This is a genomic window from Streptomyces sp. NPDC005898 (genome assembly GCF_040629635.1).
GTDB lineage: Bacteria > Actinomycetota > Actinomycetes > Streptomycetales > Streptomycetaceae > Streptomyces.
Genome location: NZ_JBEXWC010000011.1, coordinates 173,429 through 197,910, shown reverse-complemented (window position 1 = coordinate 197,910; position 24,482 = coordinate 173,429). Strand labels below are relative to the sequence as shown.

Here is a 24,482-nt window from a genome sequence, read left to right as displayed (position 1 = left end):
TCAGGCACCCCCGAGGAGAGTGCGCCATCGACGCGTCCACCAACCCTCCGCCCGTCGCCGTCGAACTCGCCGGCATCACCAAGCGGTTCCCCGGAGTCGTGGCCAACCACGACATCCACCTCACCGTCCGCAAGGGCACCGTGCACGCCCTGGTCGGCGAGAACGGCGCCGGCAAGTCGACGCTGATGAAGATCCTCTACGGCATGCAGAAGCCGGACGAGGGCACCATCGCCGTCGACGGCGAGCAGGTCGCCTTCGCCGGCCCCGCCGACGCCATCGCCCGCGGCATCGGCATGGTGCACCAGCACTTCATGCTCGCCGACCAGCTGACGGTCCTGGAGAACATCGTTCTCGGCAGCGAGAAGCTGCACGGCATCGGCGGCGCGGCCCGCCGCGCGATCCTCGACCTCTCCGACCGCTACGGCCTCGGGGTGCGCCCCGACGCGTACGTGGAGGACCTCGGCGTCGCCGACCGCCAGCGCGTGGAGATCCTCAAGGTCCTCTACCGCGGCGCCACCACGCTGATCCTCGACGAGCCGACGGCCGTGCTCGTGCCGCAGGAGGTCGACGCGCTCTTCGACAACCTCCGCGAGCTCAAGTCCGAGGGCCTGTCCGTCATCTTCATCTCGCACAAGCTGGGCGAGGTCCTGTCCGTCGCCGACGACATCACCGTCATCCGGCGCGGCACGACCGTCGGCACGGCCATCCCCGCCGAGACGACGCCGCGCCAGCTCGCCGAGCTGATGGTGGGCAGCGAACTGCCCACCCCCGAAACCGCCGAGTCCACGGTCACCGACCGCCCGATGATCCAGGTGGAGGGCCTCAGGCTGCTCGCCGAGGGCGACTCGGGCCGGGCCCTGCTGGACGACATCTCCTTCACGATCCACGAGGGCGAGGTCCTCGGCATCGCGGGCGTCGAGGGCAACGGCCAGACCGAGCTGATCGACGCGCTCATCGGCCTCAAGCACGCCGACTCCGGCGTGATCCGCATGGCGGGCGAGGACATCACCGCCGTACCCACCCGCAAGCGGCGCGAGGACGGCATCGGGTACATCCCCGAGGACCGCCACCGCCACGGCCTCCTCCTGGAGTCCCCGCTGTGGGAGAACCGCATCCTCGGCCACGTCACGGAGCGGCCGAACGCGCGGGGCTTCTGGCTCGACCCCAAGGCCGCCCAGGCCGACACCCGCCGCATCGTCGAGGAGTACGACGTCCGTACGCCCGGCATCGACGTGACGGCCGCCTCGCTGTCCGGCGGCAACCAGCAGAAGCTGATCGTCGGCCGCGAGATGAGCCACAAGCCGCGCTTTTTGATCGCCGCCCACCCCACCCGCGGTGTGGACGTCGGCGCGCAGGCGCAGATCTGGGACCAGATCCGCGAGGCCCGCCGCGAGGGCCTGGCCGTCCTGCTGATCTCCGCGGACCTGGACGAGCTGATCGGCCTCTCCGACACCCTCCGCGTGATCTACCGCGGCCGGCTCGTCGCGGACGCCGACCCGGCCACCGTCACCCCGGAGGAGCTGGGGTCGGCGATGACGGGCGCGGCCTCCGGCCACCTGGAACACATCGAGCCCGGTGACGGCTCACAGGAGGACGAGACCCGATGAAGAAGTTCGACAAGGAGCGCGTGCTCCTCGCGGTGGCCGCCCCGGTCATCGCGCTGGTCGTGGCCGTGGCGCTGACCTCGGTCGTGCTGCTCGCCTCGGGCAAGAGCCCGATCGAGCCGTACACCCTGATGCTGAAGCAGATCTCCTACTCCGACGTCCAGGTCCTGACCATCAACCAGGCCGGCATGTACTACCTGGCGGCGCTCGCGGTGGCCATCGGCTTCCGCATGAACCTGTTCAACATCGGCGTGGACGGGCAGTACCGCCTCGCCGCGGTGGTGACCGCCGTCGTCGGCGCGCACGTCGCGCTGCCCGCCGCCCTGCAGATCCCGCTGCTCATCGTGGTCGCCATGCTCACCGGCGCCTCCTGGGCCGGCATCGCGGGCCTGCTCAAGACCACGCGCGGGGTCAGCGAGGTGGTCGCCACGATCATGCTCAACGCCATCGCGACGAGCGTCATCGGCTACCTCACCCTCACCGACAACTTCGGCGTCCCGGTCGGCAACAACCAGACCACCGGCGTGATGAAGGAGTCCGGCTGGTTCCCCGGCATCAAGCTGGCGGGCGGTGAGGTCTACGGCTTCGTCTTCGTCGCCGTCCTCGCCGGCATCCTGTACTGGCTGGTCCTCAACCGCACCCGCTTCGGCTTCGACCTGCGCGCCACCGGCGCCTCCGAGTCCGCCGCCGCGGCCTCCGGGGTCAACGCCAAGCGCATGGTGCTCACGGCCATGCTGATCTCCGGCGGCGTCGCGGGCCTCGCGGGCCTGCCGATCCTGCTCGGCGACACCCACACCTACAGCCTCAGCTTCCCCGCGGGCCTCGGCTTCACCGCCATCGGCATCGCGCTGCTCGGCCGCAACAACCCGGTCGGCATCGCGTTCGCCGCGCTGCTGTGGGCCTTCCTCGACAAGGCCTCACCCGCCCTGGACTACGCCACCCCGGTCGCGTACGACAAGGAGATCGCGGTGATCATGCAGGGCCTCATCGTGATCGCGGTCGTCGTCTCCTCCGAGGCCGTCCGCCGCTGGGGCCTGCGCCGCCAGCAGCGGCGCGTCGGTGAGGAACTGGCCGCCGCCGCCCGGGCGAACGCCAACAACGGCAACAACGACTCCGTGAAGGAGGTGGCTGCCCGATGAGCACGGCATCCGTCGCCAAACCCCCGGTCAAGCAGCCCGCAGCGGGCCGCCGCCGCATCTCGCTCCCCGTCCTCCTGCTCTGCGTCGCGGGCGTCCTGGTGCTGACCTCGCTGGTGCGCGTCATCACCGGCGCCGACGGCATCACCTCCACCGGCCAGATGTCCACGGCCCTCAAGCTGGCCGTGCCGATCGGCCTCGCGGGCCTCGGCGGCCTGTGGGCCGAGCGCGCGGGCGTCGTCAACATCGGCCTCGAGGGCATGCTGATCCTCGGCACCTGGTTCGGTGCCTGGGCCGGCTTCCAGTGGGGCCCGTGGGCGGGTGTCATGTTCGGCGTCCTCGGCGGCGCGCTCGGCGGTCTGCTGCACGCGATCGTGACGGTCACCTTCAACGTCAACCACATCGTCTCCGGTGTGGCCCTGAACATCCTCGCCCTCGGCGTCACCCGCTACCTCGCCACCTTCGTCTTCGAGGGCGAGGAGGGCGGTACGTCGAAGCAGTCGCCGCCCGTCGAATCCCTCGGCGACTTCTCCGTGCCGGGGCTGTCCGACTGGCTCATGGACCTCAACGGCAAGCACTGGTTCCTGGTCTCCGACCTCGCGGGCCTGTTCGGCGGGCTGTTCACCAACCTCTCGCCGCTCACCGTGGTCGCCGTCGCGCTGGTCCCGCTGAGCTGGTGGGTGCTGTGGCGCACCTCGTTCGGCCTGCGGCTGCGCTCCTGCGGCGAGAACCCCATCGCGGCCGAGTCGCTCGGCGTGAACGTCTACAAGTACAAGTACCTGGCCGTGATCATCTCCGGCGGCTTCGCCGGCCTCGGCGGTGCCTTCCTCTCGCTGGTCGCCTCCAACATCTACCTGGAGGGCCAGACCGGCGGCCGCGGCTACATCGGCCTCGCCGCGATGATCTTCGGCAACTGGATGCCGGGCGGCCTCGCGCTCGGCGCCGGACTGTTCGGTTACACCGACAGCCTGAAGCTGCGGGGCGGCGGCACCAACGTCCACGCGCTGCTGCTGCTCCTGGCGATCCTGCTGGTCATCGGCGCGGTCTACCTCGCCTGGCGCAAGCGGTACGTGCCCGCGGTGATCACCACGGCCGTCTCCGCGCTTATGTTCCTGTGGTACGGCTTGACCGACGAGGTGCCCAACCAGGTCGTCACCGCCACGCCGTACGTGGTGACCCTGCTGGTCCTCTCGCTCTCCGCCCAGCGCCTTCGGATGCCGAAGGCGGACGGCATGCCGTACCGAAAGGGACAGGGCAAGTGACGACCACCGCCGACACCGACTGGGACGCCCTGCGGGAAGCCGCGCGCGAGGCCATGTCCCGCGCGTACGCCCCCTACTCGGGCTTCCCGGTCGGCGCCGCGGCGCTGGTGGACGACGGCCGGACGGTCGTCGGCTGCAACGTGGAGAACGCCTCCTACGGCCTCGGCCTGTGCGCCGAGTGCGGCCTGGTCTCCCAGCTCCAGCTCACCGGCGGCGGCCGCCTGACCCACTTCACCTGCGTGGACGGCAAGGGCGAGATCCTGATGCCGTGCGGCCGCTGCCGCCAGCTCCTGTACGAGTTCGGCGGCCCCGAACTGCTCCTGGAGACGGCCTCGGGCGTACGCACGCTCGCGGACATGCTCCCCGACGCGTTCGGCCCGCAACACCTCAACTGACGCCCGGCCCCGCGGCCTTGGAGATCTTGGCCGCGGGGCCACCTTCAGCTGACGGCTCTATGCGCGTAGAGTCGGCTCCCTGTCTACGTACGCCGCTGTACTGCTGGAAGGACCGCCATGGACGTCATCTCCGTCATCCGCACCAAGCGCGACCGGGGCGAGCTGAGCGACGAACAGATCGACTGGGTCATCGACGCGTACACCCGCGGCGCGGTCGCCGACGAGCAGATGTCGGCCCTGGCGATGGCGATCCTCCTCAACGGCATGAACCGCGCGGAGATCGCCCGCTGGACCGCCGCGATGATCGCCTCCGGTGAGCGCATGGACTTCTCCTCGCTCTCCCGCCCGACCGCCGACAAGCACTCCACGGGCGGCGTCGGCGACAAGATCACGCTGCCGCTCGCCCCGCTGGTCGCCGCGTGCGGCGCGGCCGTCCCGCAGCTGTCCGGCCGGGGCCTCGGCCACACCGGCGGCACCCTGGACAAGCTGGAGGCCATCCCCGGCTGGCGCGCGCTCCTCTCCAACGAGGAGATGTTGCACGTCCTCGACTCCGTCGGCTCGGTCATCTGCGCGGCGGGCGACGGCCTCGCCCCCGCCGACAAGAAGCTCTACGCCCTGCGCGACGTCACCGGCACGGTGGAGGCCATCCCGCTGATCGCCTCGTCCATCATGTCGAAGAAGATCGCCGAGGGCACGGGCTCGCTCGTCCTGGACGTGAAGGTCGGCACCGGCGCCTTCATGAAGAACATCGAGGACGCGCGGGAGCTGGCGTCCACGATGGTCGGGCTCGGCACCGACAGCGGCGTGCGCACCGTCGCCCTGCTCACCGACATGTCGACCCCGCTCGGCCTGACGGCGGGCAACGCCCTCGAGGTCCGCGAGTCCGTGGAGGTCCTCGCGGGCGGCGGCCCGGCGGACGTCGTCGAGCTGACCCTGGCCCTCGCCCGCGAGATGCTGGACGCCGCCGGCCTGAAGGACGCCGACCCGGCGAAGGCGCTGGCCGACGGCTCGGCGATGGACGTGTGGCGCCGGATGATCGCGGCCCAGGGCGGCGACCCCGACGCGGAGCTGCCGGTGGCCCGCGAGACGCACGTGGTCAAGGCCCCGACGTCCGGCGTCCTGACCCGGCTCGACGCGTACGACGTCGGCGTCGCCGCCTGGCGCCTGGGCGCCGGCCGCGCCCGCAAGGAGGACGTCGTCCAGGCCGGCGCGGGCGTCGAGCTGCACGCCAAGCCGGGCGACTCCGTCGAGGCGGGCGCACCCCTGATGACCCTGCACACGGACACCCCGGAGCGGTTCGCGTACGCGCTGGAGTCGGTGGAGGGGGCGTACGACATCGCCGCCCCGGGGACGGACTTCTCGGCGCCGCCGATCGTGCTGGACCGGATCGGCTGACAGCTGGGCCCGCGCCGCTCTGGCCAGGGCTTACTCGTACGGGTGAACGGGATCGGTGGACCGCCGCCGGTCCCGTTCGGCATGCTGGGATCGGTGACGCACCGATAGAGGAGACCGCCATGAGCGCACTCACCGTAGGCCACGAAGCCAGCCAGGACTGGGAAGCTGTTCTCCGGTTCCGGGCGGAGATGGAGTGGCCCGAGGGCTGCAGGGTGGAGATCATCGAGGGGATCATCACCGTGGCGCCCAGCCCGTCGAACAACCACAACGAAATCGCCGAGCTGATTCACCGCCAGCTAGGTGTGATCCCGTTTGAACTCGGCATCTACCACGAGCAGACCATTCTTGTGCCGTCTCGGGAGGGCGCTTACATTCCTGACCTGGTCGTGGCCCCGCGAGCGGATGTGGTGGGGAAGGGGGAGCAGTGCATTCCGGCTGCCGTCACCGAACTTGTCCTTGAGGTCACGTCGCCGTCCAATGCCCGCCACGACCGCATCAGCAAGGCCGCGGGGTATGCGGCCGGCGGTGTACCCCTCTACCTCCTCGCCGACCGCTGGGCCCCCGGCGGCCCCACCGTCACCCTCTACGGCGAGCCCCGAGGCGGCGTCTACCGCCTCCTGAGCGCCTGCAAGTTCGGCGAGACCATCAAGCTGCCCGCCCCCTTCGACCTGCCGATCGACACCAGCGCCTTCCCCGTCGACTGACGCGGGCATGCCGATCGCGGGGGCGGGGACCGATGAGTTCCGTCCGCCGCGCCGGTCCACCCTGCGTGGCCGATTCCGAAGCGAACCTCATCCATGTCGCGGGCCCCCTGCGCCCGGCCGACGTCCCGTCCCTGTGCGAGCGGGTCGCCGCCGCCCGGCACGGGCCCGGCGACGGCGCGAGCAGGGACGTCGTCTGCGATGTCTCCGGCGTCACCACCGCCGACCTCGCCACCGTCGACGCCCTCGCCCGGCTGCACCTCGCCGCCCGCAGGGCCGGGGCCCGGATCCGCCTGCGGAACCCCGCCCCCGCGCTGCTGTCCCTCCTCGGGCTCGTCGGCCTGGCCGAACTGCTCGGGCTAGCCGTCGAGATGCGAGGGCACCCCGAACAGCGGGAACCACCGCTCGGTGTCCAGGAAGCAGTGGAAGCCGGCGATACGGCCCTGTGAGATCTCGATGACCTGGATCGACCACGGCATGAAGCCGCCGTTGTCCGGGTCGGGCTTGTACTGGGCGAAGCCCGGCGAGCCGTTCACGTCCACCGGGATCAGGCGGCCGTCGGCACAGGTGGCGCCCATCGTGGCCATGAAGCCGGTGATGTCCGCCGTGCCCCGCAGCCACAGGTCGAACGGCGGCATCGTCATGACGGCGTCCTCGGCGAGCAGCGCGGTCAGCGCCACCATGTCGTACCCCTCGAAGGCGGCGACATAGCGCTCCAGGAGCTTCTGCTGCTCCTCGTCCAGCGGATCGGAGACGGCCGTGTCGTCCTGCGGCCGCTCCGCGAGCGTGGCGCGGGCCCGCTGGAGCGCGCTGTTCACCGAGGCGACCGAGGTGTCGATCAGCTCGGCGACCTCACTGGCCTTCCAGGCGAGGACCTCCCGCAGGATCAGCACCGCGCGCTGCTTGGGCGGCAGGCTCTGCAGGGCGGCGACGAACGCCAGGCGCACCGACTCCTTTGCGACGGCGGCCTCGGCGGGGTCGCTGGGCGTGGGCAGCACACGGGCGTCCGGCATCGGCTCCAGCCAGGTGTTGTCCGGGCGGGGGGTGAGCGCCGCCTGGGCCAGCGAGGCGGCGGCCGTCAGGTCCATGGGACGGGCGCGGCGGTTGCCGGCGTTCAGCATGTCCAGGCAGACGTTCGTCGCGATGCGGTACAGCCAGGAGCGGACGCTGGAGCGGCCCTCGAACTTCTCGAAGCTGCGCCAGGCGCGGACCATCGTGTCCTGCACGGCGTCCTCGGCCTCGAACGCGGAACCGAGCATCCGATAGCAGTACCCGGTCAGTTCGACCCGGTACCTCTCCAGCGTGACGTCCAGATCGGTCGTCGTCCCTGCGATGTCGCCCATCCCCACCCACCCCTGCGGCTACCGGCGCCGGACCACTTCGCGGCCCGACACAACGGAAGTTACCGCAGCCCACTGACAACGGCCCGCGGAGTGGGAAAACCCGCAGGTGGAATCAGCAGGAGCGGGCGACGAGGCCGCGCCGGCGCTCCGCCCGCGCCGCGTGCGAGCCCCACACGGTGACCGACACGACGCCGAGCACCGCGAACAGCCCGAGCGCGACGGTCCCCGCCCAGCCACCCGAGTGGAAGGCGACGGCGCCGAGCGTGCCGCCCGCGCTGGAGCCCAGGTAGTACGCCGACTGGTAGAGCGCGGAGGCCTGCGCGCGGCCCGTGGTGGCCGTACGGCTCACCGAGGAGGACGCCACCGCGTGCCCCGCGAAGAACCCGGCGGTGATCAGCACGAGTCCCAGCAGCACCAGGACCAGCGACGAGGACAGGGACATCAGCAGTCCGCCCGCCGTGGTGCCCACCGCCAGGTACAGCGCCCCGCGCCGCCCGAGCCGGGCCACCAGCTTCCCGGCGGCCGCCGAGGAGATTGTGCCGACGAGGTAGACCAGGAAGATCGAGCCGATGACACCCTGGGGGAGCGAGAACGGCGCCTCGGTGAGCCGGTAGCCGATCACCGTGTAGACCGCGCCGAACACGGTCATGAACAGCGCCCCGATCGCGTACAGCCTGCACAGCAGCGGGTCCGACAGATGGGTGCGGACCGTCCGCGCCAGCGACCCGGGGGTCGGCGAGCCCGGCGTGAAGTGCCTCGGCGCGGGCAGCAGCGCGCGGAAGGCCACCGCGCAGAGCACCGCCACGACGCCCACCACGGCCAGCGCCGCACGCCAGCCCCAGGCCTGCGCGACCCAGCCGGTGACGATGCGGCCGCTCATCCCGCCGATGGAGTTGCCCGCCACGAACATGCCGATCGCGCCGACCAGCGCCTTGGGCCGCACCTCCTCGGCCAGGAACGCCATCGCGGACGCCGGGAGCCCCGCGAGGGCCGCGCCCTGCACGGCCCGCAGCGCGATGAGCACCTCCACCGACGGGGCCAAGGGGACCAGGAGCGCGACCGCCACCGCGACGCCCAGTGACGCGGTCATCATCGTGCGCCGCCCGAAGCGCTCGCTGAGCGCGCTCAGCGGCAGGACGAGGAGAGCCAGTGCGCCCGTGGCCGCCGAGACCGTCCAGCTCGCCGTGCTCGCGCTCGCGCCGAAGTCGGCGGAGAGCAGGGGGAGCAGGGCCTGCGTGGAGTAGAGGAGGGCGAAGGTGGCGACGCCCGCGAGGAAGAGGGCGAAGCTCATCCGGCGGTAGCCGGGACCGCCCGGGAACAGTCGGGAATCGGCGGCGGGGGACGACGGGGTGAGGGCGTCCGCGTGGAGGGCGGACGCCCCGCTACTGGCGGGAGGCATGCCATGAACGTACGACCCGCATTTTGATGCGTCCAATGCATGGAATCGCCATAATCGTTCCTATGTCGCATCAGCAGAGGTCACAGCAGCGCCTGTCACGTGACAGTGACGTGGAGGACATCGTGACGCTGCTCGCGCCGCGCCTCGCGTACTTCGCGGGCGTCGCCCGCACCGAGCACGTCACCCGCGCCGCGCAGGAGATGCAGATCCCCCAGTCGACGCTCTCCCGCGCCCTCGTGAGGCTCGAACGCGACCTCGGCGTCGACCTGTTCGCCCGCCGGGGCCGCACCGTCTCGCTCACCCCTTCCGGCCGCGCCTTCCTCGCCTCGGTCGAGCGGGCGCTCGGCGAGGTGGAGCGCGCCGCCGAGTCGGTGCGCGCCGACGCCGACCCGGCCTCGGGCAAGGTCGCCTTCGGGTTCCTGCACACCATGGGCTCGGAGACCGTGCCCGGCCTGATCCGCGCCTTCCGCGCGGACCACCCGAGGGTGCGCTTCAGCCTCGTGCAGAACTACGGCGAGGCGATGCTGGAGCGCCTGCGGGCGGGGGAGCTGGACCTCTGCCTCACCTCGCCCGTGCCCGACGCCCCCGACCTGGTCGCCCGCCGCCTCGACGAGCAGCGGCTGCGCCTGGTCGTCCCCGACGACCACCGCCTCGCGGCGCGCAAGCGCGTGCGTCTGGCCGAGGCCGCCGACGAGGCCTTCGTGACCCTGGAACCGGGCTACGGCCTGCGCCGCATCACGGACGACCTCTGCCAGGAAGCGGGCTTCAAGCCCCGCGTGGCCTTCGAGGGCGAGGAGGCGGAGACCCTGCGCGGCCTCGTCGCGGCCGGCCTCGGCGTCGCCCTGCTGCCGCCGCCCGCCGTGCCCCGGCCCGGAGTGGTGGAGCTGACGGTGACGGGCCAGCGGGCGGTCCGGGAGATCGGCGTGGCCTGGCTGGACGGCCACCCGGACACACCGCCGGTGGCGGCGTTCAAGCAGTTCCTGCTGAGCAGGAAGGGAAAACTGCTGCCGGAAGTGGGTCACAGCCCGTCCGGCGCTTGAGGACGAACCCGGCGGAGCCGGTGATCGACCGCACTCCGGCGCGGGCTCACCGCCGCAGCGACCGTCCGAACCCCGAGGCGAGCGGCATCCGCAACCCCAGGGGCGGCGGCGCCGCGAGGGCGTCCCGCAGGGGCCGCGCGAAGTCCTCCCCGAAGAGCGCGCCCCGTACGAAGTCGGAGGCCAGCGCCAGGACCTCCGCGTGATGCTGCCGCAGCCGGTGCCCGTCGGAGTGCACCTCGAACCGGCACACGTCACGGTTGGCCTTCTTCGCCCGCGCCGCGAGCCGGAACGACAGCTCGGGGTCGGTCCGCTCGTCGTTCGTGCCGTGCACGATCAGAACCTGCCGCCCCGCGAGCTGCCGCACCGGCTCCGGTGGCGCCGCCACATCGTCCTCGGGCAGCCAAGGGGCCAGCGCCAGCACGGAGTTGACCGCCGGGTGCCCCGCCGCGCGCAGCGCGGCCCGGCCGCCCATGTCCACCCCGGCGAGACAGACGGGGACGTCGCCGTACCGCCGTACGATCTCGTCCGCGGCCCAGGCGGCGTCCTCGGCCGGCTGGGCGCGCACGCCGTTCCAGCCCCGGCAGCGGTAGCGCACGACATGCGTGGCGAGGCCCGCCGCGCGCCCGTCCCGCGCGAGGCGGCGCCCGAGCGCGCGCACGGCGCCCGCCGCGAGCGGCGACGGTCTGCGGGTGGAGGTCTCGCAGCCGCCGGGCAGCAGCAGGACCGCGCCGCCCACCGCGGAGGGTGCCGTGCCGATCGCGCGTCCGAGCCGCGGCGCGTCCGTGGACCGCGCCGTCCCTTGGTGTGCCATGACAGAACAGTGTCAGAAGGCCCGGTGTACGCCACCCGTCCGCAGGGTCACTGTTACGTATCGACCAGTGAGTTCTACGCGCGTAGGCGTTAGAGTGCCGAAATGACGAGCCAGACCATCAAGGGCGGTCACACGGACCGCGAAACGCCCAGCGCCGAACAGATCCGCCGCGCCCCCAAGGTGCTCCTCCACGACCACCTCGACGGCGGCCTGCGCCCCGGCACGATCGTCGACCTCGCCCGCGCCTGCGGGTACGAGGGCCTGCCCGAGACCGACCCCGACAAGCTCGGGATCTGGTTCCGCGAGGCGGCCGACTCCGGCTCCCTGGAGCGCTACCTGGAGACCTTCGCCCACACCTGCGCGGTGATGCAGACCAAGGACGCCCTGCGGCGCGTGGCCGCCGAGTGCGCCGAGGACCTCGCCGAGGACGGCGTGGTCTACGCCGAGATCCGCTACGCCCCCGAGCAGCACCTGGAGGCCGGCCTCACCCTCGAAGAGGTCGTCGAGGCGGTCAACGAGGGCTTCCGCGAGGGCGAGCGCCGGGCGAAGGACAACGGCCACCGCATCCGCGTCGGCGCCCTGCTGACCGCCATGCGGCACGCCGCCCGCGCGCTGGAGATCGCCGAGCTGGCCAACCGCTACCGCGACCTCGGGGTCGTCGGCTTCGACATCGCGGGCGCCGAGGCGGGCTTCCCTCCCACCCGCCACCTGGACGCCTTCGAGTTCCTCAAGCGGGAGAACAACCACTTCACGATCCACGCGGGCGAGGCCTTCGGCCTGCCCTCGATCTGGCAGGCCCTCCAGTGGTGCGGCGCCGACCGCCTGGGCCACGGCGTGCGGATCATCGACGACATCGAGATCGCCGACGACGGCACCGTCAAGCTCGGCCGCCTCGCCTCCTACGTACGGGACAAGCGCATCCCGCTGGAGCTGTGCCCGACGTCCAACCTCCAGACGGCCGCCGCGAGCTCCTACGCCGAGCACCCCATCGGACTGCTGCGGAAGCTGCATTTCCGGGCCACGGTGAACACCGACAACCGCCTGATGTCGGGCACCAGCATGAGCCGCGAATTCGAGCACCTGGTCGACACCTTCGGCTACACGCTCGACGACATGCAGTGGTTCACAGTCAATGCGATGAAATCAGCGTTCATTCCTTTCGATGAACGCCTCGCCATGATCAGCGAGGTGATCAAGCCCGGCTACGCCGAGCTGAAGTCCGAATGGCTGTTCCGCCAGACCGTCCCGACCAGCGCGTCTGTGGCGGGTTAGCGGGCCTTTTCGCGTCTGTCGCGACGATAAGGCGGCCGGGTGCGTGTCACCCGGCCGCTTTTCGCGGTCCTCTGCCCGTGATCCGGGCCGCGCGCGGTCGTTGAACCCCGCAGATCCCCGTCATCGAATTCGCAAGGACGCATTCAAGATGAAGCAGTCTGCCGCCAAGACCCTCGGTGTCGCCGCGCTCGGTGCCGCCATCGCCGCCGCCGGTGCCGGCGCCGCGAGCGCCGCCGCCGGTCTCCCGGACGCGACCTCGGCCCTGGGTCCGGTCAGCTCGGTCCTTCCGCTGGAGCAGGCCGCCAAGACGCTCCCCGCCGGCGCCCCCCAGTCCCTGGCCGCCGCCCAGAACGCCGTCGCCGGCGGCCTGACCGCCACGCAGCCCGCCCTCGACAAGGCCGCCCCCGAGAGCCTGGCGCCCCACGGCAAGGGCCCCGGCGGTCCCGCCTCCCCGCTCTCCGGCCTGCTCGGCGGCGTGCCCCTCGGCGGCACCGGCCTCAACGGCCTGCCGCTCGGCTGAGCCCCGCCCCGCGCGACACACCGAAGGGCGCCCCTCCCGGCAGGAGGGGCGCCTTTCGCGCGCGTCACCAGGCCTGGCGGACCTTGTCCTCGGAGGGCAGCAGGATCCACAGGGCGATGTAGAGCAGGAACTGCGGGCCCGGCAGCAGGCAGGAGACCACGAAGATCACCCGCATCTTGGCCGCGGACATGCCGAATCGCCGGGCCAGGGAGGCGCACACGCCGCCGATCATCCGGCCGTGGGTGGGGCGGGCAAGGGCACTCATGTCGGGCTCCTTCACAAACCGTCGGGACCGAGGCTCTCTGTGTACCCCGATACCTCGAAGCTACGGTTGCCAAGTACCCCAAAACATCGCTCTACGGTGCGATCCCGACCCTGGGAATCGTCGGGGTCGACCCCTGAGACGCCTCCTCCCGCAGGAGGGCCGTGACATGCGCGGGATCCGTCCGGCGGCGCAGCCACGCCCGGGCGCAGGGCACCACGGCGACATGCGCGACGGCGACCCCGAGGGTGTTCAGGAGCAGCGAGTCGATGTCGACGACCTGCCCCGGCACACCGGTCTGCAACAGCTCGATGCCGAGCGAGAGCAGCGCCCCCGCGGCGACCGTGCGCACCAGCGAACCCCACGGCGAGACGACGAGCCGCCCGCCGGCCAGGGGCAGCAGCACCCCGAGCGGGGCGAGCAGCAGCACCGCCTCACCGAGCCGGCGGGCCGCCTGGAGGCCGCCGAGCGCCAGATCCGCCTTGATCCCGGCCAGCGGCCGCAGGTTCGCGGCGCTCACCCAGGGCACGTCCAGCGGACGCAGCGTGATCCATCCGACGAGCAGAAGATGTGCGACGAGGAGGAATCCCCCTGCCGCACGGAAGCGGATGGCGGCAGTACGGCCGCCCGAGCCTTGACGCACGCCCCCCAAGACGCCTCAGGCGGCAGGATCGGTTCCGCGTACCGGCGCGCCGGTTACTCCAGGGTCTTGGTGGGCGGCGCCACCGTGCCGGGCCGGGAGCGGACCTCCGGGGTGCACGTGTAACGCCGCGGCGGGCCGTGCCCGGGGCCGCCCATCACGACCGAGGGCCCGTCCGCCGCCGCGGCGCTGTCGGCCAGCGTGCACACGATCTGGGCGAGCGCGAAGGCGGACAGGTTCTCCGGCGGCGTACTGAAGCGCAGCGCCTCCTCGGGGTCGCCCTCGGCGGGGCCGAGGACCCGCGTCCCGCCCCGCACGTCCGTGGCGAGACCCGCCTGCTTCTCGGCCTGCGAGGGGGAGACGGCCAGCTCGTCCAGGAGGGCCTGCGCGATGCGCACCCGGTCCGTGGCCGCCGTGTCGGCCTTGTCCTGCGGCACGCGTACCGTCCGGTCGACGGACACCAGCTGCGCCGCGCACACCAGGAAGACCTGCACGGGCACCCCGCCGCTCGACTGCGAGGCGATGTCGGGGCCCGACATCACGCACGGCACCCGCGACGGCGCGGGCCCGAAGTCGGTGGGCACCTCCGTCGACCTGATCCCGCACCCCGCGAGCGCCGCGGCGAGCGTGACGGCGGCCACCGCCGCCCGCGTCCTGCGACCGGTCATGCCTGGCCTCCCTCGGCTGCTTCGCCGGCGCCCCCGCAGCCGGTCTCGCTCTCGCTCTCGCACGGCAGCCACAGCGTGAAGACGGCGCCGCCGTCGGGGCAGTTGGCCGCGGAGATGTCACCGCCGTGGATGTGCGCGTTCTCCAGGGCGATGGACAGGCCGAGGCCGCTGCCCTCGGACCGGGGCCGGGACGCGCTCGCCTTGTAGAAGCGGTCGAAGACGTGCGGCAGCACGTCCTGCGGGATGCCCGGCCCGTGGTCGCGTACGGAGATGACGAGCTTCTGGTCCTCCAGGCGCACCGCCACCTCCACCGGGGAACCGCCGTGCTTGAGGGCGTTGCCGATCAGGTTGGCCAGGATGACGTCCAGGCGGCGCGGGTCGAGCCGGGCGGTGATGCCGCGCTCGGCGTCCAGCTCCACCGCGTCCAGCCAGGCGCGGGCGTCGATGCACGCGGTGATCTGGTCGGCGATGTCGACGTCGTCCAGGACGAGGCGCGCGGTGCCCGCGTCGAAGCGGGTGACCTCCATGAGGTTCTCCACGAGGTCGTTCAGGCGCCGCGTCTCGCTCACCACGAGCCGCACCGCGGGCTCGATCATCGGGTCGACGGAACCGGTCTGCGCGTCCAGCTCCTCCTCCAGGACCTCGGTCACCGCGGTGATCGCCGTCAACGGCGTCCGCAGCTCGTGCGACATGTCGGCGACGAAGCGCCGGGACGCCTCGTCGCGGGCGCTCATGTCGGCGACCTTCTTCTCCAGGTTCTCGGCCGTCCGGTTGAACGTCCGGGACAGATCGGCCAGTTCATCGGTGCCGGACACCCGCAGCCGGGTGTCGAGCTTGCCCTCGCCGAGCCTGCGCGCGGCGACACCGAGGCGGTGCACGGGCTTGAGTACGGTCGTGGCGGCGGCCTGCGCGAGCAGCGCCGAGCCGATCAGCGCGAGGGCCGTGGCGATGGCCAGCGACCAGCCGAGCGAGCTGAGGTCCTTCGCCTCGGGCTCCAAAGACTTGAGCATGTAGCCGGTCGGGCCGCCGCCGATCACCGTGGCCCCACCCACCAGGTACGGCGTGCCGTGGTCCACGGTCCGCTGCCAGTACAGGTGGTAGGGGCTGTCGTTGCCGGAGGTCAGCTCCTGCTTCTTGGCCACGGCCTGCCGCAGCGGGTGCGGCACCTTGGCGAGGGTGAACGCGTCCAGGTCGGAGTAGCCGACGATCCGGCCGCCGCCCTTCTTCTCCGCGACCAGGAGCACGCTGTAGCGCTGGCCGCTGCTGGCCATCTGCCCGGCCGCCGCCTGCAGTTCCTCCTGCGTGGCGTCGGCCCGCAGCGCGCCCGCGCGGGTCTGCATCTGCTGCCGGAAGTCCTTGAGCGCCGCGTCCTGCGCGCGCGTCAGCACGGCCTCGCGGTTGAGCCAGTACGCGATGCCGGACGCGGTGACGGCGGCGGTGAGCGCGACGAGGCCGAACACCACCACGAGCCGCAGCCGCAGACTCGTGAAGCGCCACCCCGCCAGCAGGGCCTTGCGCGCCGCGGGCAGCCCGCGGAGCTCGTCGTGCGGTGTGGTCACTGAGGCGAGTCCAGCCGGTATCCGACCCCGCGCACCGTGCGGATCAGCGTCGGCGAGGACGGGACGTCCTCGACCTTGGCGCGCAGCCGCTGCACACACGCGTCGACCAGCCGCGAGTCGCCGAGGTAGTCGTGCTCCCACACCAGGCGCAGCAACTGCTGCCGCGACAGGGCCTGCCCCGGCCTGCGGCTCAGCTCCAGGAGCAGCCGCAGCTCGGTCGGCGTGAGCTGGAGGTCCTCGCCGTTCTTCGTCACGGTCATCGCGGCCCGGTCGATGACGAGCGAACCGAACGTCGCCGCGTCGTTGGCCTCCCGCTCGCCGCGCCGCAGCACGGCCCGGATCCGGGCGTCCAGGACCCGCCCCTGCACGGGCTTGACCACGTAGTCGTCGGCGCCGGACTCCAGGCCCACCACCACGTCGATGTCATCGCTGCGCGCCGTCAGCAGGATGATCGGCAGCTGGTCGGTGCGCCGAATGCGGCGGCACACCTCGAACCCGTCGATGCCCGGCAGCATCACGTCCAGCACGATCAGGTCGGGCCGCTGCTCACCGAGCAGTTTCAGGCCGTCCTCGCCGGTGGCAGCAGTGGCCACCCGGTGCCCCTGGCGCGTCAGCGAGAGCTCCAGGGCCGTCCGGATGGCGTCATCGTCCTCGATCAGCAACAGGGAAGGCACGGAGGTCATTCTGTCCCATGCTCGGCCCCAGTTCGACTGTTGGCGTGCTCCCTCACCGCACCCTCACGCGCGGAAGGACGGGCCCCGCGCCCTGTGACAGGCCTGTGACAGTCGGCGGACACCGTCATGAAGTGGGTCCGGCAGAGTTCTGGTCACACGCAAGAAGTACAGAAGCCAGACGGAACAAGCCGGACTCCACCGACGGGGGGCGCGAGATGAACACGCTGCACAGCACCAGCTCAAGCGCAGTTGTCACGCGTCTCCACGACGTCGGGCGGGGCTCTGAGAAGTCCGGTGCCGTGAGCGGGCGGGGGTGCGCTCGCGGTGCCGGGCGTCAGCACACCACGTACATGACGGTGGTTGACGCGCCGCGCGGGACAAGCGTGTGCGGGGAGGGCTCGGGGGAGCGGAAGACCTTGTCGGAGGCGGAGTTCACCGCCTACGTCCAGGAGCGCCGCGCCTCCCTGTACGCGACGGCCTACCACCTGACCGGGGACCGCTTCGAGGCCGAGGACCTGCTGCAGAGCGCCCTCTTCTCGACGTACCGGGCCTGGGACAGGATCAGCGACAAGGCGGCGGTCGGGGGCTACCTCCGCCGTACCATGACCAACCTGCACATCAGCGCGTGGCGCCGCCGCAAGCTGAACGAGTACCCGACCGAGGAGCTGCCGGAGACGGTGGGCGACACGGACGCGATGCGCGGCACCGAGCTGCGCGCGGTCCTGTGGCAGGCCCTGGCCCGGCTGCCCGAACTCCAGCGCACGATGCTGGTCCTTCGCTACTACGAGGGCCGCACCGACCCGGAGATCGCGGACATCCTCGACATCAGCGTGGGCACGGTCAAGTCCAGCATCTGGCGCTCCCTGCGCCGGCTGCGCGAGGACGAGGTCCTCAGCTTTGGCCGCGACCAGGAGGAGTCCTTCGGCGAGTTGGTCGCCTGAGGATCGGGGGGAACGGGGGCCGCCGCTCCGGGGGGAAGCGGCGGAAGCACGGGGGCACGGGGGAAACAGCGGGACCGGAAGGCCGGGGGGGCCTTTCCGGTCCTTCTGTTTACCCGGCAAACGAACTGCTTTTCCGGTACGGGCTCAACGCGGGGCAAACGGGCGGGTGGGTGGGAGAGAATCCGCCGCGAAGCGGCGGCCCAGCTCCCCCGGCGCAGAAACAGCCGCGGCGGCGGCAACCCGCCCCACCGCCTCCTCGCCCCCGCAGGGATCCGCCCCGAGCGCGGCCTGCCGCGCCACGATCGCCCGCTCCGCCCGCATGAGCCGCCACCCCCTCCGAAGGAGGAACGGCACGGACTTGCGCCCCTCCCGCAGATCCCGGACAAGCCGCCGCCGGAACGTGGTGGCGGGCCGCCCCCGCAGACAGATCGCGTCGGCGAGCACGCCGATCTCCCGGCACCGCTCCACGATGTCCGCCGCGAAGATCCCCTCCGCGATGAACACGGGCGTGCGCTCGATCTCCAGGTCCTCCTGGCCCACCCGCGCGCTGGTCGCGATGTCGTACACCGGGACGCGGGTGCGGCCGGTGCGGCACAGCTCCTTGATGGCGGCGACCGCCACGTCCGCGTCCCAGGACGCGGGGGAGTCCCAGTCGATGTCCGAACTGCCGGGGACCTGCGGCAACGTAGGGTCGTCGCCTTCTTTGTAGAAGTCGTCCAGACACAGGACGGGCAGTCCCGAGCGGGCGGCGAAGGACGACTTGCCCGAGCCCGAGGGGCCGCAGAGCAGCACGACGCGGGTGGGTATCGGCGGATGGGAAGTCACGAGAGAACAGTGTGCGGCATCGCGCCCCGCGACCGCCCCCGCGGGTCGGCATTGGCGGCCACGCCACCTGTCAACTACGCTACGTGCTCGCGCGATTACTGACGACGCACGGATATGGGCGGTACTCATGACACGACACGCGGCATCCAGGTCTCTGCGCGCCGGCTCCCGGGCGCTGTTGCGCGCCGGGCTGGTCATCGGCGCGGCGGGCGCGGCGCTGGGCGCCGGGGGCGCGGGCGCGAGTGCGGCCGAGCCCGTCCAGGCGGCGCGCGCGGCCGGGATCCCCACGCCGCTGGGCGACCTCGACGGCGCCTCGGCGGTGGGGGCCCTCACCGGGGCGGTGCGCGACGCGACGGCGGGCGGCCTCGCACCGGCCAAGAACCTCCAGCTCGACCCGCTCGCGGGCACCGGCGTCGACCCGCTCGACAACTCCCTGGGCACCCAGATCGGGGACTTCAAGCCGGTCACCACGGCTGTCGCCACCGGCCCGCTCGCCCAGGGCGCGTCGGCGGCCGACCTCCCGCTGGTCGGCCACGCGGCGGGCCTGCTGCCAGGCTAGGCCGCGACCTGGAGTGGCGGCACGACGAGGCCCCGGCCTCCTGGACGGAGGAAACCGGGGCCTCATCGGGTGCGGGACGGGCGGCTAGTAGGCCGAGCCCGAGGCGCCCAGGGAGCCCGTGGGGTGCCAGACCGTCTTGGTCTCCAGGAAGGCCGTCAGGCGGCGCGTGCCGGGGTCGGCGGTCCAGTCCGTGTCCACAGGCTGTGGACGCAGGACGCGCTTGAGGTTGTCCGCCGCCGCGATCTGCAGCTCGCGGGCCAGATCGGCGTCCGCGCCCGTGAGGTCGATCGCGTTGACGTCCTGGTGCGCGGCGAGCGGCGCCGCGATCTCGGCGGTCCCGCCGGTGAGGATGTTGACCACGCCGCCGGGCACGTCGGAGGTCGCGAGGACCTCGCCCAGCGAGAGCGCCGGGAGCGGCGCCTGCTCGGCGGCGACCACGACGGCGGTGTTGCCCGTGGCGATCACCGGGGCGAGGACCGAGACGAGGCCGAGGAAGGACGAGTCCTGCGGCGCGAGGACGGCGACCACACCGGTCGGCTCGGGCGTCGAGAGGTTGAAGTAGGGGCCCGCGACCGGGTTCGCCCCGCCCACGAGCTGGCCGATCTTGTCCGTCCAGCCCGCGTACCAGACCCAGCGGTCGACCGCGGCGTCCACGACGGCGGCGGCCTTGGACTTCGACAGGCCCTCCGCGTCCGCGACCTCGCGGACGAACTGCTCGCGGCGCCCCTCAAGCATCTCGGCGATGCGGTAGAGGACCTGCCCGCGGTTGTACGCGGTCGCGCCCGACCAGCCGCCGAACGCCTTGCGCGCCGCGACGACCGCGTCCCGGGCGTCCTTGCGGGAGGAGAGGGGCGCGTTCGCCAGCCACTTGCCCTTTGCGTCGGTCACTTCGTACACCCGGCCGCTCTCGCTGCGGGGGAACTTGCCCCCCACGTACAGCTTGTAGGTCTTGAAGACGTCAAGTCGCGCGTCAGACATCGAGGTACGCCTCCAGACCGTGGCGGCCGCCTTCGCGGCCGAAGCCCGACTCCTTGTAGCCGCCGAACGGCGAGGTCGGGTCGAACTTGTTGAATGTGTTGGCCCACACGACGCCCGCCCGGAGCTTGTTCGCGACCGCCAGGATGCGCGAGCCCTTCTCCGTCCAGATGCCGGCGGAGAGCCCGTACTGGGTGTTGTTTGCCTTGGCGACGGCCTCGTCGGGCGTGCGGAAGCTCAGCACCGACAGGACCGGGCCGAAGATCTCGTCGCGGGCGATGGTGTGCGCCTGCGTGACGTTCGTGAAGAGCGTCGGGGCGAACCAGTAGCCGGACGAGGGCAGCTCGCACGCGGGCGACCAGCGCTCGGCGCCCTCCGCCTCACCGGTGTCGGCGAGCGCGGTGATGCGGGCCAGCTGCTCGGCGGAGTTGATCGCGCCGATGTCGGTGTTCTTGTCGAGCGGGTCGCCCAGGCGCAGGGTGGACAGCCGCCGCTTGAGCGAGTCCAGCAGCTCCTCCTGGATCGACTCCTGCACTAGGAGGCGCGACCCGGCGCAGCAGACCTGGCCCTGGTTGAAGAAGATGCCGGTGACGATGCCCTCGACGGCCTGGTCGACGGGGGCGTCGTCGAAGACGATGTTCGCGCCCTTGCCGCCCAGTTCGAGCGTGACCTTCTTGTCCGTGCCCGCGACCTGGCGGGCGATGGCCTTGCCGACGGCCGTGGAGCCCGTGAACGCGACCTTGTCCACGTCCGGGTGCGCCGTCAGGGCCGCGCCCGCGTCGCCGTACCCGGGAAGGATGTTGACGACGCCCCTGGGCAGGCCCGCCTGGCGGCAGATGTCCGCGAAGAACAGCGCGCTCAGCGGAGTGGTCTCGGCGGGCTTCAGGACGACGGTGTTGCCGGTCGCGAGCGCCGGGGCGATCTTCCACGCCAGCATCAGGAGCGGGAAGTTCCAGGGGATGACCTGGCCCGCGACGCCCAGCGGCGCCGGGTTCGGGCCGTAGCCCGCGTGGTCGAGCTTGTCGGCCCAGCCCGCGTAGTAGAAGAAGTGCGCGGCGACCAGGGGGAGGTCCGCGTCGCGGGTCTCCTTGATCGGCTTGCCGTTGTCCAGGGTCTCCAGGACGGCCAGCTCGCGGCTGCGCTCCTGGATGATCCGGGCGATGCGGAAGAGGTACTTGGCGCGCTCGGCGCCCGGCAGCGCGGACCACTTCTCGAAGGCCTTGCGGGCCGCCTTCACGGCGCGGTCGACGTCCTCGGAGCCGGCCTGCGCGACCTCGGAGAGGACCTCTTCGGTGGCGGGGGAGACCGTCTTGAAGACCTTGCCGTCGGCGGCCTCCACGAACTCGCCGTCGATGAACAGGCCGTAACTCGGCGCGATGTCGACGACCGAGCGGGACTCGGGCGCGGGTGCGTACTCGAAGGGAGTGGAAGTCATGGGTCAGTCCACCGTCACGTAGTCGGGGCCGGAGTAGCGGCCGGTGGCCAGCTTCTGGCGCTGCATCAGCAGGTCGTTGAGGAGCGACGAGGCGCCGAAGCGGAACCAGTGGTTGTCCAGCCAGTCCGGGCCCGCCGTCTCGTTCACCAGGACGAGGAACTTCACCGCGTCCTTGGTGGAGCGGATGCCGCCCGCGGGCTTCACCCCGATCTGCACCCCGGTCTGCGCGCGGAAGTCGCGCACCGCCTCCAGCATCAGGAGGGTGTTGGCCGGGGTGGCGTTGACGCCGACCTTGCCGGTCGAGGTCTTGATGAAGTCGGCGCCCGCGATCATGCCGATCCAGCTGGCGCGCTTGATGTTGTCGTACGTCGACAGCTCGCCCGTCTCGAAGATGACCTTCAGGCGGGCGGTGCCGCAGGCCTCCTTCACGGCGCGGATCTGCTCGAACACCGTCATGTAGTCCCCGGAGAGGAAGGCTCCGCGGTCGATGACCATGTCGATCTCGTCGGCGCCCGCGGCCACGGCCTCGCGCACGTCGCCCAGCTTCACCTCGATCGCGGCGCGGCCCGCCGGGAAGGCGGTCGCGACGGAGGCGACCTTGACGCCGCTGCCCGCGACGGCCTCCTTGGCGGTGGCGACCATGTCCGGATAGACGCAGACGGCCGCCGTGCGCGGCGCCCCCCGGTCCGTCGGGTCCGGATGGACGGCCTTCGCGCCGAGCGCGCGGACCTTGCCCGGCGTGTCGGCGCCCTCCAGCGTCGTCAGGTCGATCATCGAGATGGCCAGGTCGATGGCGTACGCCTTCGCCGTGGTCTTGATCGAACGGGTTCCGAGCGAGGCGGCGCGCGCCTCCAGGCCGACCGCGTCGACGCCGGGCAGCCCGTGGAGGAAGCGGCGGAGCGTGCTGTCGGACGCGGTCACGTCAGCGAATGCAGTGGGCATGGTCACGAGGGGAGCATATCTACGCGCGTAGCTGCTGTACAGGGGTGGGCCCGCGGGGCCCGCGCCGCGCGTCAGGCAGAATCAGGGTATGAGCGACCCCCAGAAGCCCGTGGCGGAGCCCGCGTACCAGGACCGCGCCTTCCGGTCCCCCGCCGGCATCGCCGGCGGCGTCCTGCTGCTCGCCCTGGGCCTGTGGCTCGGCCTCGACGCCGTCATCCGCGGCGAGGGCCGCACCCCCTGGATCGCGCTCGCCGGGCTGCTCCTCGCGGTGCCGCTGGTCGTCGCGTACACCGTGCGGCCCGTCGTGTTCGCCAACGACGACAGGCTGCGCGTGCGCAACCCCTTCCGGACCATCACGCTGCCGTGGGCGTCCGTCGCGGCGCTGCGCTCCGGCTACTCCAACGAGGTCCTCACCCGCTCGGGCGCCAAGTACCAGCTGTGGGCCATCCCCGTCTCGCTGCGCGGCCGCAAGAAGGCCGCCCGCAGCCGGTCCCAGGCCGCCGCGGCCGGTGACCCGACGGGCGGCCGCCCCTTCCTCGACCCGTCCGCCCCGCCCACGCGCTCCGGCGGCGACCTGGCCATGGACGACCTGCGCGAGCTGGCCGAGCGCCAGGCCGACGCCGAGTCCGCGCGGGGTGAGGCCGAGGTGCGCTGGGCCTACGAGATCCTCGCGCCGGCCGTGGCGGGAGCGGTGCTGCTCGCGGTGCTCCTCGCGGTGACCTGACGCGATCTGACCTGATCTGACTCATCTCATCTGACGCGACCTGACCGACCTGATCTGATCCGGCGCGACCTGACCCGACCTGACCTGATCCGGCGCGGTGTGTCTTACGGCGGGCCGTGCCACCCCAGGAGCATGTGGCCGCCGCATACGGCCGACGCGAACGCCGCCGCCGTCAGCAGCGTCACCGCGACGGGTGTCCGCGCCCGTGCCAGGGCCGCGGCGAGCGGCAGCAGCAGGGGGAAGCCGGGGAGCAGGAAGCGGGCCCGGGGGAAGTACACGCCGCTGCTGCCCGCCACGATCAGCAGGAGCAGGCCGGTGAAGACCAGCAGCGGGAGCGGCTGCCGGTCGGCGACGCCGAGCGCGTACAGCACGACCGCGCCGAGCAGCACCGCCGTCACCATCGCGTAGAACAGCGCGGGCCGCTCGGTCATGAACAGCGCCTGCATGCGCCGGACCGTCTCCACGCCGCCGTCCCACTTGTTGTGCCACAGCTTCTGTACGGCGAAATAGCCGTCCCAGCGGCCGAGACGCAGGCCCACCCAGGCGACGTACGAGAGCCAGCCGAGGGGCGCCAGGAGGGCGCCCAGGAGCGGGCGTGCCGAGAGCCCGCGCCGCAGGGTGAGCAGCGCCGGCACGCAGACCGCCGCCGCCAGCGCCACGCCCGTGGGCCGGGTCAGGCCGGCCAGCGCGGCCAGGGAGCCCGCCCACAGCCAGCGCCCGGTCAGCAGCGCGTACAGCGACCACGCCGTGAGGGCCGTGAACAGGGACTCGGTGTAGCCCATCCACTGCACGAGGGCCACCGGGAGGCTGCCCCACAGAAACGCGAGGACGACCCCCGTGCGGCGGCCGTACAGCCGGTCACCCACCGCGAAGATCCCCCACGCCGCGAGGAACGAGCAGAGCAGCGACACGCCGAGGCCGGCCGCGCCGCGCGGCAGGCCGGGGACCAGGGTGTCGCCCGCCCTGATCAGCAGGGGGTAGAGCGGGAAGAACGCGAGGTTGTTCGCGTCGTACGCGCTGCCCAGCGTCTGCGTGTACCCCTGCGAGGCGATCCGCAGGTACCAGTCGCAGTCCCAGGACGCCATGAGCAGGTGCCGCACGCTCCGGCGTTCGCTGTGCGCCCAGGGCACGAAGACCAGCAGGCCGAGTCCGCGGACCGCCGCGTACGCCAGGAGCGCGGGCAGGGCGTGGCGCAGGGCACGGGCCGCGCGTCGGCGCAGGCCCGGCAGCGGCCGCGCGGCACCCGGGGGGCGCCGCGACGCCGGGACCCGGGAGGGAGCGGCGGTCGAGGGAATCGGTCCGTACGGCACTGCGGCGGCTCCCGGAGGTGAACGTGCGCTACCGGTCCTCCCTTCCTGGGGGACCGGCGGCGCAGCGTTCCGCTGCGGCAGCTGCGGGAG

The 24,482-nt window shown here is 72.2% G+C and carries 26 protein-coding genes; 13 read left to right on the top strand and 13 right to left on the bottom strand.

What is annotated here, in order from left to right; genetic code table 11:
- Positions 1-26 precede the first annotated feature (26 nt).
- From ABZ385_RS17655 to ABZ385_RS17625, 7 genes are all read left to right on the top strand, one after another.
- A complete protein-coding gene (locus ABZ385_RS17655; RefSeq protein ID WP_358585344.1) occupies positions 27-1,607 on the top strand; it encodes an ABC transporter ATP-binding protein in 1,581 nt (526 codons plus the stop codon).
- Positions 1,604-2,743: an ABC transporter permease gene (locus ABZ385_RS17650; protein ID WP_358585298.1), complete on the top strand. Its 1,140-nt coding sequence runs from the start codon at positions 1,604-1,606 to the stop codon at positions 2,741-2,743. Before ABZ385_RS17655 ends, ABZ385_RS17650 begins: the two co-directional genes overlap by 4 nt.
- Complete coding sequence (locus ABZ385_RS17645; RefSeq protein WP_358912060.1) at positions 2,740-4,002, top strand: ABC transporter permease; 1,263 nt, start codon at positions 2,740-2,742, stop codon at positions 4,000-4,002. Before ABZ385_RS17650 ends, ABZ385_RS17645 begins: the two co-directional genes overlap by 4 nt.
- A complete protein-coding gene (locus ABZ385_RS17640; RefSeq protein ID WP_358585302.1) occupies positions 3,999-4,397 on the top strand; it encodes a cytidine deaminase in 399 nt (132 codons plus the stop codon). Before ABZ385_RS17645 ends, ABZ385_RS17640 begins: the two co-directional genes overlap by 4 nt.
- A gap of 117 nt (positions 4,398-4,514) precedes the next feature.
- Positions 4,515-5,792: a thymidine phosphorylase gene (locus ABZ385_RS17635; protein WP_358585304.1), complete on the top strand. Its 1,278-nt coding sequence runs from the start codon at positions 4,515-4,517 to the stop codon at positions 5,790-5,792.
- Positions 5,793-5,911: 119 nt separating this feature from the next.
- The gene (locus ABZ385_RS17630) at positions 5,912-6,496 is read left to right on the top strand and encodes a Uma2 family endonuclease (protein ID WP_358585306.1); all 585 of its coding nucleotides are present in this window, start codon (positions 5,912-5,914) and stop codon (positions 6,494-6,496) included.
- Between the two features lie 65 nt (positions 6,497-6,561).
- Positions 6,562-6,942 carry an STAS domain-containing protein gene (locus ABZ385_RS17625; RefSeq protein ID WP_358585308.1) on the top strand — a complete coding sequence of 127 codons (381 nt, stop codon included), beginning with the start codon at positions 6,562-6,564 and terminating at the stop codon, positions 6,940-6,942.
- Here ABZ385_RS17625 and ABZ385_RS17620 read toward each other — a convergent pair.
- Together ABZ385_RS17620 and ABZ385_RS17615 are read right to left on the bottom strand one after the other, a co-directional pair.
- The gene (locus tag ABZ385_RS17620) at positions 6,853-7,836 is read right to left on the bottom strand and encodes a sigma-70 family RNA polymerase sigma factor (protein WP_358912058.1); all 984 of its coding nucleotides are present in this window, start codon (positions 7,834-7,836) and stop codon (positions 6,853-6,855) included. The genes ABZ385_RS17625 and ABZ385_RS17620 overlap by 90 nt on opposite strands.
- A gap of 112 nt (positions 7,837-7,948) precedes the next feature.
- Positions 7,949-9,235: an MFS transporter gene (locus tag ABZ385_RS17615; RefSeq protein WP_358912056.1), complete on the bottom strand. Its 1,287-nt coding sequence runs from the start codon at positions 9,233-9,235 to the stop codon at positions 7,949-7,951.
- Between the two features lie 62 nt (positions 9,236-9,297).
- Here ABZ385_RS17615 and ABZ385_RS17610 point away from each other — a divergent pair, with 62 nt between their 5' ends.
- On the top strand, positions 9,298-10,275 hold the full coding sequence (locus tag ABZ385_RS17610; RefSeq protein WP_358585313.1) for a LysR family transcriptional regulator: 978 nt from the start codon (positions 9,298-9,300) through the stop codon (positions 10,273-10,275).
- A gap of 46 nt (positions 10,276-10,321) precedes the next feature.
- On the opposite strand, the gene ABZ385_RS17605 is transcribed toward ABZ385_RS17610, so the two are convergent.
- Complete coding sequence (locus ABZ385_RS17605) at positions 10,322-11,086, bottom strand: alpha/beta hydrolase (protein ID WP_358912055.1); 765 nt, start codon at positions 11,084-11,086, stop codon at positions 10,322-10,324.
- A gap of 102 nt (positions 11,087-11,188) precedes the next feature.
- Between ABZ385_RS17605 and ABZ385_RS17600 the strand changes: the two genes are divergently transcribed.
- Both ABZ385_RS17600 and ABZ385_RS17595 read left to right on the top strand, forming a co-directional pair.
- Positions 11,189-12,358 carry an adenosine deaminase gene (locus ABZ385_RS17600; protein ID WP_358585317.1) on the top strand — a complete coding sequence of 390 codons (1,170 nt, stop codon included), beginning with the start codon at positions 11,189-11,191 and terminating at the stop codon, positions 12,356-12,358.
- A gap of 148 nt (positions 12,359-12,506) precedes the next feature.
- Positions 12,507-12,878: an ATP-binding protein gene (locus tag ABZ385_RS17595; RefSeq protein WP_358585319.1), complete on the top strand. Its 372-nt coding sequence runs from the start codon at positions 12,507-12,509 to the stop codon at positions 12,876-12,878.
- A 64-nt stretch (positions 12,879-12,942) separates the two neighbouring features.
- Here ABZ385_RS17595 and ABZ385_RS17590 read toward each other — a convergent pair whose 3' ends face one another.
- From ABZ385_RS17590 to afsQ1, 5 genes are all read right to left on the bottom strand, one after another.
- The gene (locus ABZ385_RS17590; RefSeq protein WP_358698992.1) at positions 12,943-13,143 is read right to left on the bottom strand and encodes a PspC domain-containing protein; all 201 of its coding nucleotides are present in this window, start codon (positions 13,141-13,143) and stop codon (positions 12,943-12,945) included.
- A gap of 91 nt (positions 13,144-13,234) precedes the next feature.
- The gene (locus tag ABZ385_RS17585) at positions 13,235-13,783 is read right to left on the bottom strand and encodes a VanZ family protein (protein WP_358585322.1); all 549 of its coding nucleotides are present in this window, start codon (positions 13,781-13,783) and stop codon (positions 13,235-13,237) included.
- Positions 13,784-13,836: 53 nt separating this feature from the next.
- A complete protein-coding gene (locus ABZ385_RS17580; protein WP_358698989.1) occupies positions 13,837-14,448 on the bottom strand; it encodes a hypothetical protein in 612 nt (203 codons plus the stop codon).
- Positions 14,445-16,007 (bottom strand): HAMP domain-containing sensor histidine kinase, encoded by a 1,563-nt coding sequence (locus ABZ385_RS17575; protein WP_358585326.1) that lies wholly within the window; start codon positions 16,005-16,007, stop codon positions 14,445-14,447. Before ABZ385_RS17575 ends, ABZ385_RS17580 begins: the two co-directional genes overlap by 4 nt.
- Complete coding sequence (gene afsQ1 / locus ABZ385_RS17570) at positions 16,004-16,681, bottom strand: two-component system response regulator AfsQ1 (RefSeq protein ID WP_358585328.1); 678 nt, start codon at positions 16,679-16,681, stop codon at positions 16,004-16,006. Before afsQ1 ends, ABZ385_RS17575 begins: the two co-directional genes overlap by 4 nt.
- A gap of 215 nt (positions 16,682-16,896) precedes the next feature.
- On the opposite strand from afsQ1, the gene ABZ385_RS17565 reads away from it, so the two are divergent.
- Positions 16,897-17,622 (top strand): SigE family RNA polymerase sigma factor, encoded by a 726-nt coding sequence (locus ABZ385_RS17565; protein WP_358585330.1) that lies wholly within the window; start codon positions 16,897-16,899, stop codon positions 17,620-17,622.
- Positions 17,623-17,766: 144 nt separating this feature from the next.
- Here the strand turns inward: ABZ385_RS17565 and ABZ385_RS17560 are convergent, their stop codons facing one another.
- Entirely contained in the window at positions 17,767-18,447 is a 681-nt protein-coding gene (locus ABZ385_RS17560; RefSeq protein ID WP_358912053.1) for an ATP-binding protein, read from the bottom strand.
- Positions 18,448-18,574: 127 nt separating this feature from the next.
- On the opposite strand from ABZ385_RS17560, the gene ABZ385_RS17555 reads away from it, so the two are divergent.
- A complete protein-coding gene (locus ABZ385_RS17555) occupies positions 18,575-19,006 on the top strand; it encodes a hypothetical protein (protein WP_358912051.1) in 432 nt (143 codons plus the stop codon).
- A gap of 84 nt (positions 19,007-19,090) precedes the next feature.
- Here the strand turns inward: ABZ385_RS17555 and ABZ385_RS17550 are convergent, their stop codons facing one another.
- The 3 genes from ABZ385_RS17550 to deoC are packed head-to-tail and all read right to left on the bottom strand — an operon-like array spanning position 19,091 to position 22,358.
- Positions 19,091-19,984, bottom strand: coding sequence for an aldehyde dehydrogenase family protein (locus ABZ385_RS17550; protein WP_358585336.1), 894 nt, complete (start codon positions 19,982-19,984; stop codon positions 19,091-19,093).
- Positions 19,977-21,416 (bottom strand): aldehyde dehydrogenase family protein, encoded by a 1,440-nt coding sequence (locus ABZ385_RS17545; RefSeq protein ID WP_358585338.1) that lies wholly within the window; start codon positions 21,414-21,416, stop codon positions 19,977-19,979. The genes ABZ385_RS17550 and ABZ385_RS17545 overlap by 8 nt, the downstream gene beginning before the upstream one ends.
- Before the next feature lie 3 nt (positions 21,417-21,419).
- A complete protein-coding gene (deoC, locus tag ABZ385_RS17540) occupies positions 21,420-22,358 on the bottom strand; it encodes a deoxyribose-phosphate aldolase (protein ID WP_358585340.1) in 939 nt (312 codons plus the stop codon).
- 88 nt (positions 22,359-22,446) lie between these two features.
- On the opposite strand from deoC, the gene ABZ385_RS17535 reads away from it, so the two are divergent.
- Complete coding sequence (locus ABZ385_RS17535) at positions 22,447-23,082, top strand: PH domain-containing protein (RefSeq protein ID WP_358912050.1); 636 nt, start codon at positions 22,447-22,449, stop codon at positions 23,080-23,082.
- A 104-nt stretch (positions 23,083-23,186) separates the two neighbouring features.
- On the opposite strand, the gene ABZ385_RS17530 is transcribed toward ABZ385_RS17535, so the two are convergent.
- Entirely contained in the window at positions 23,187-24,392 is a 1,206-nt protein-coding gene (locus tag ABZ385_RS17530; RefSeq protein WP_358912048.1) for a glycosyltransferase family 39 protein, read from the bottom strand.
- Between the last annotated feature and the right edge of the window lie 90 nt (positions 24,393-24,482).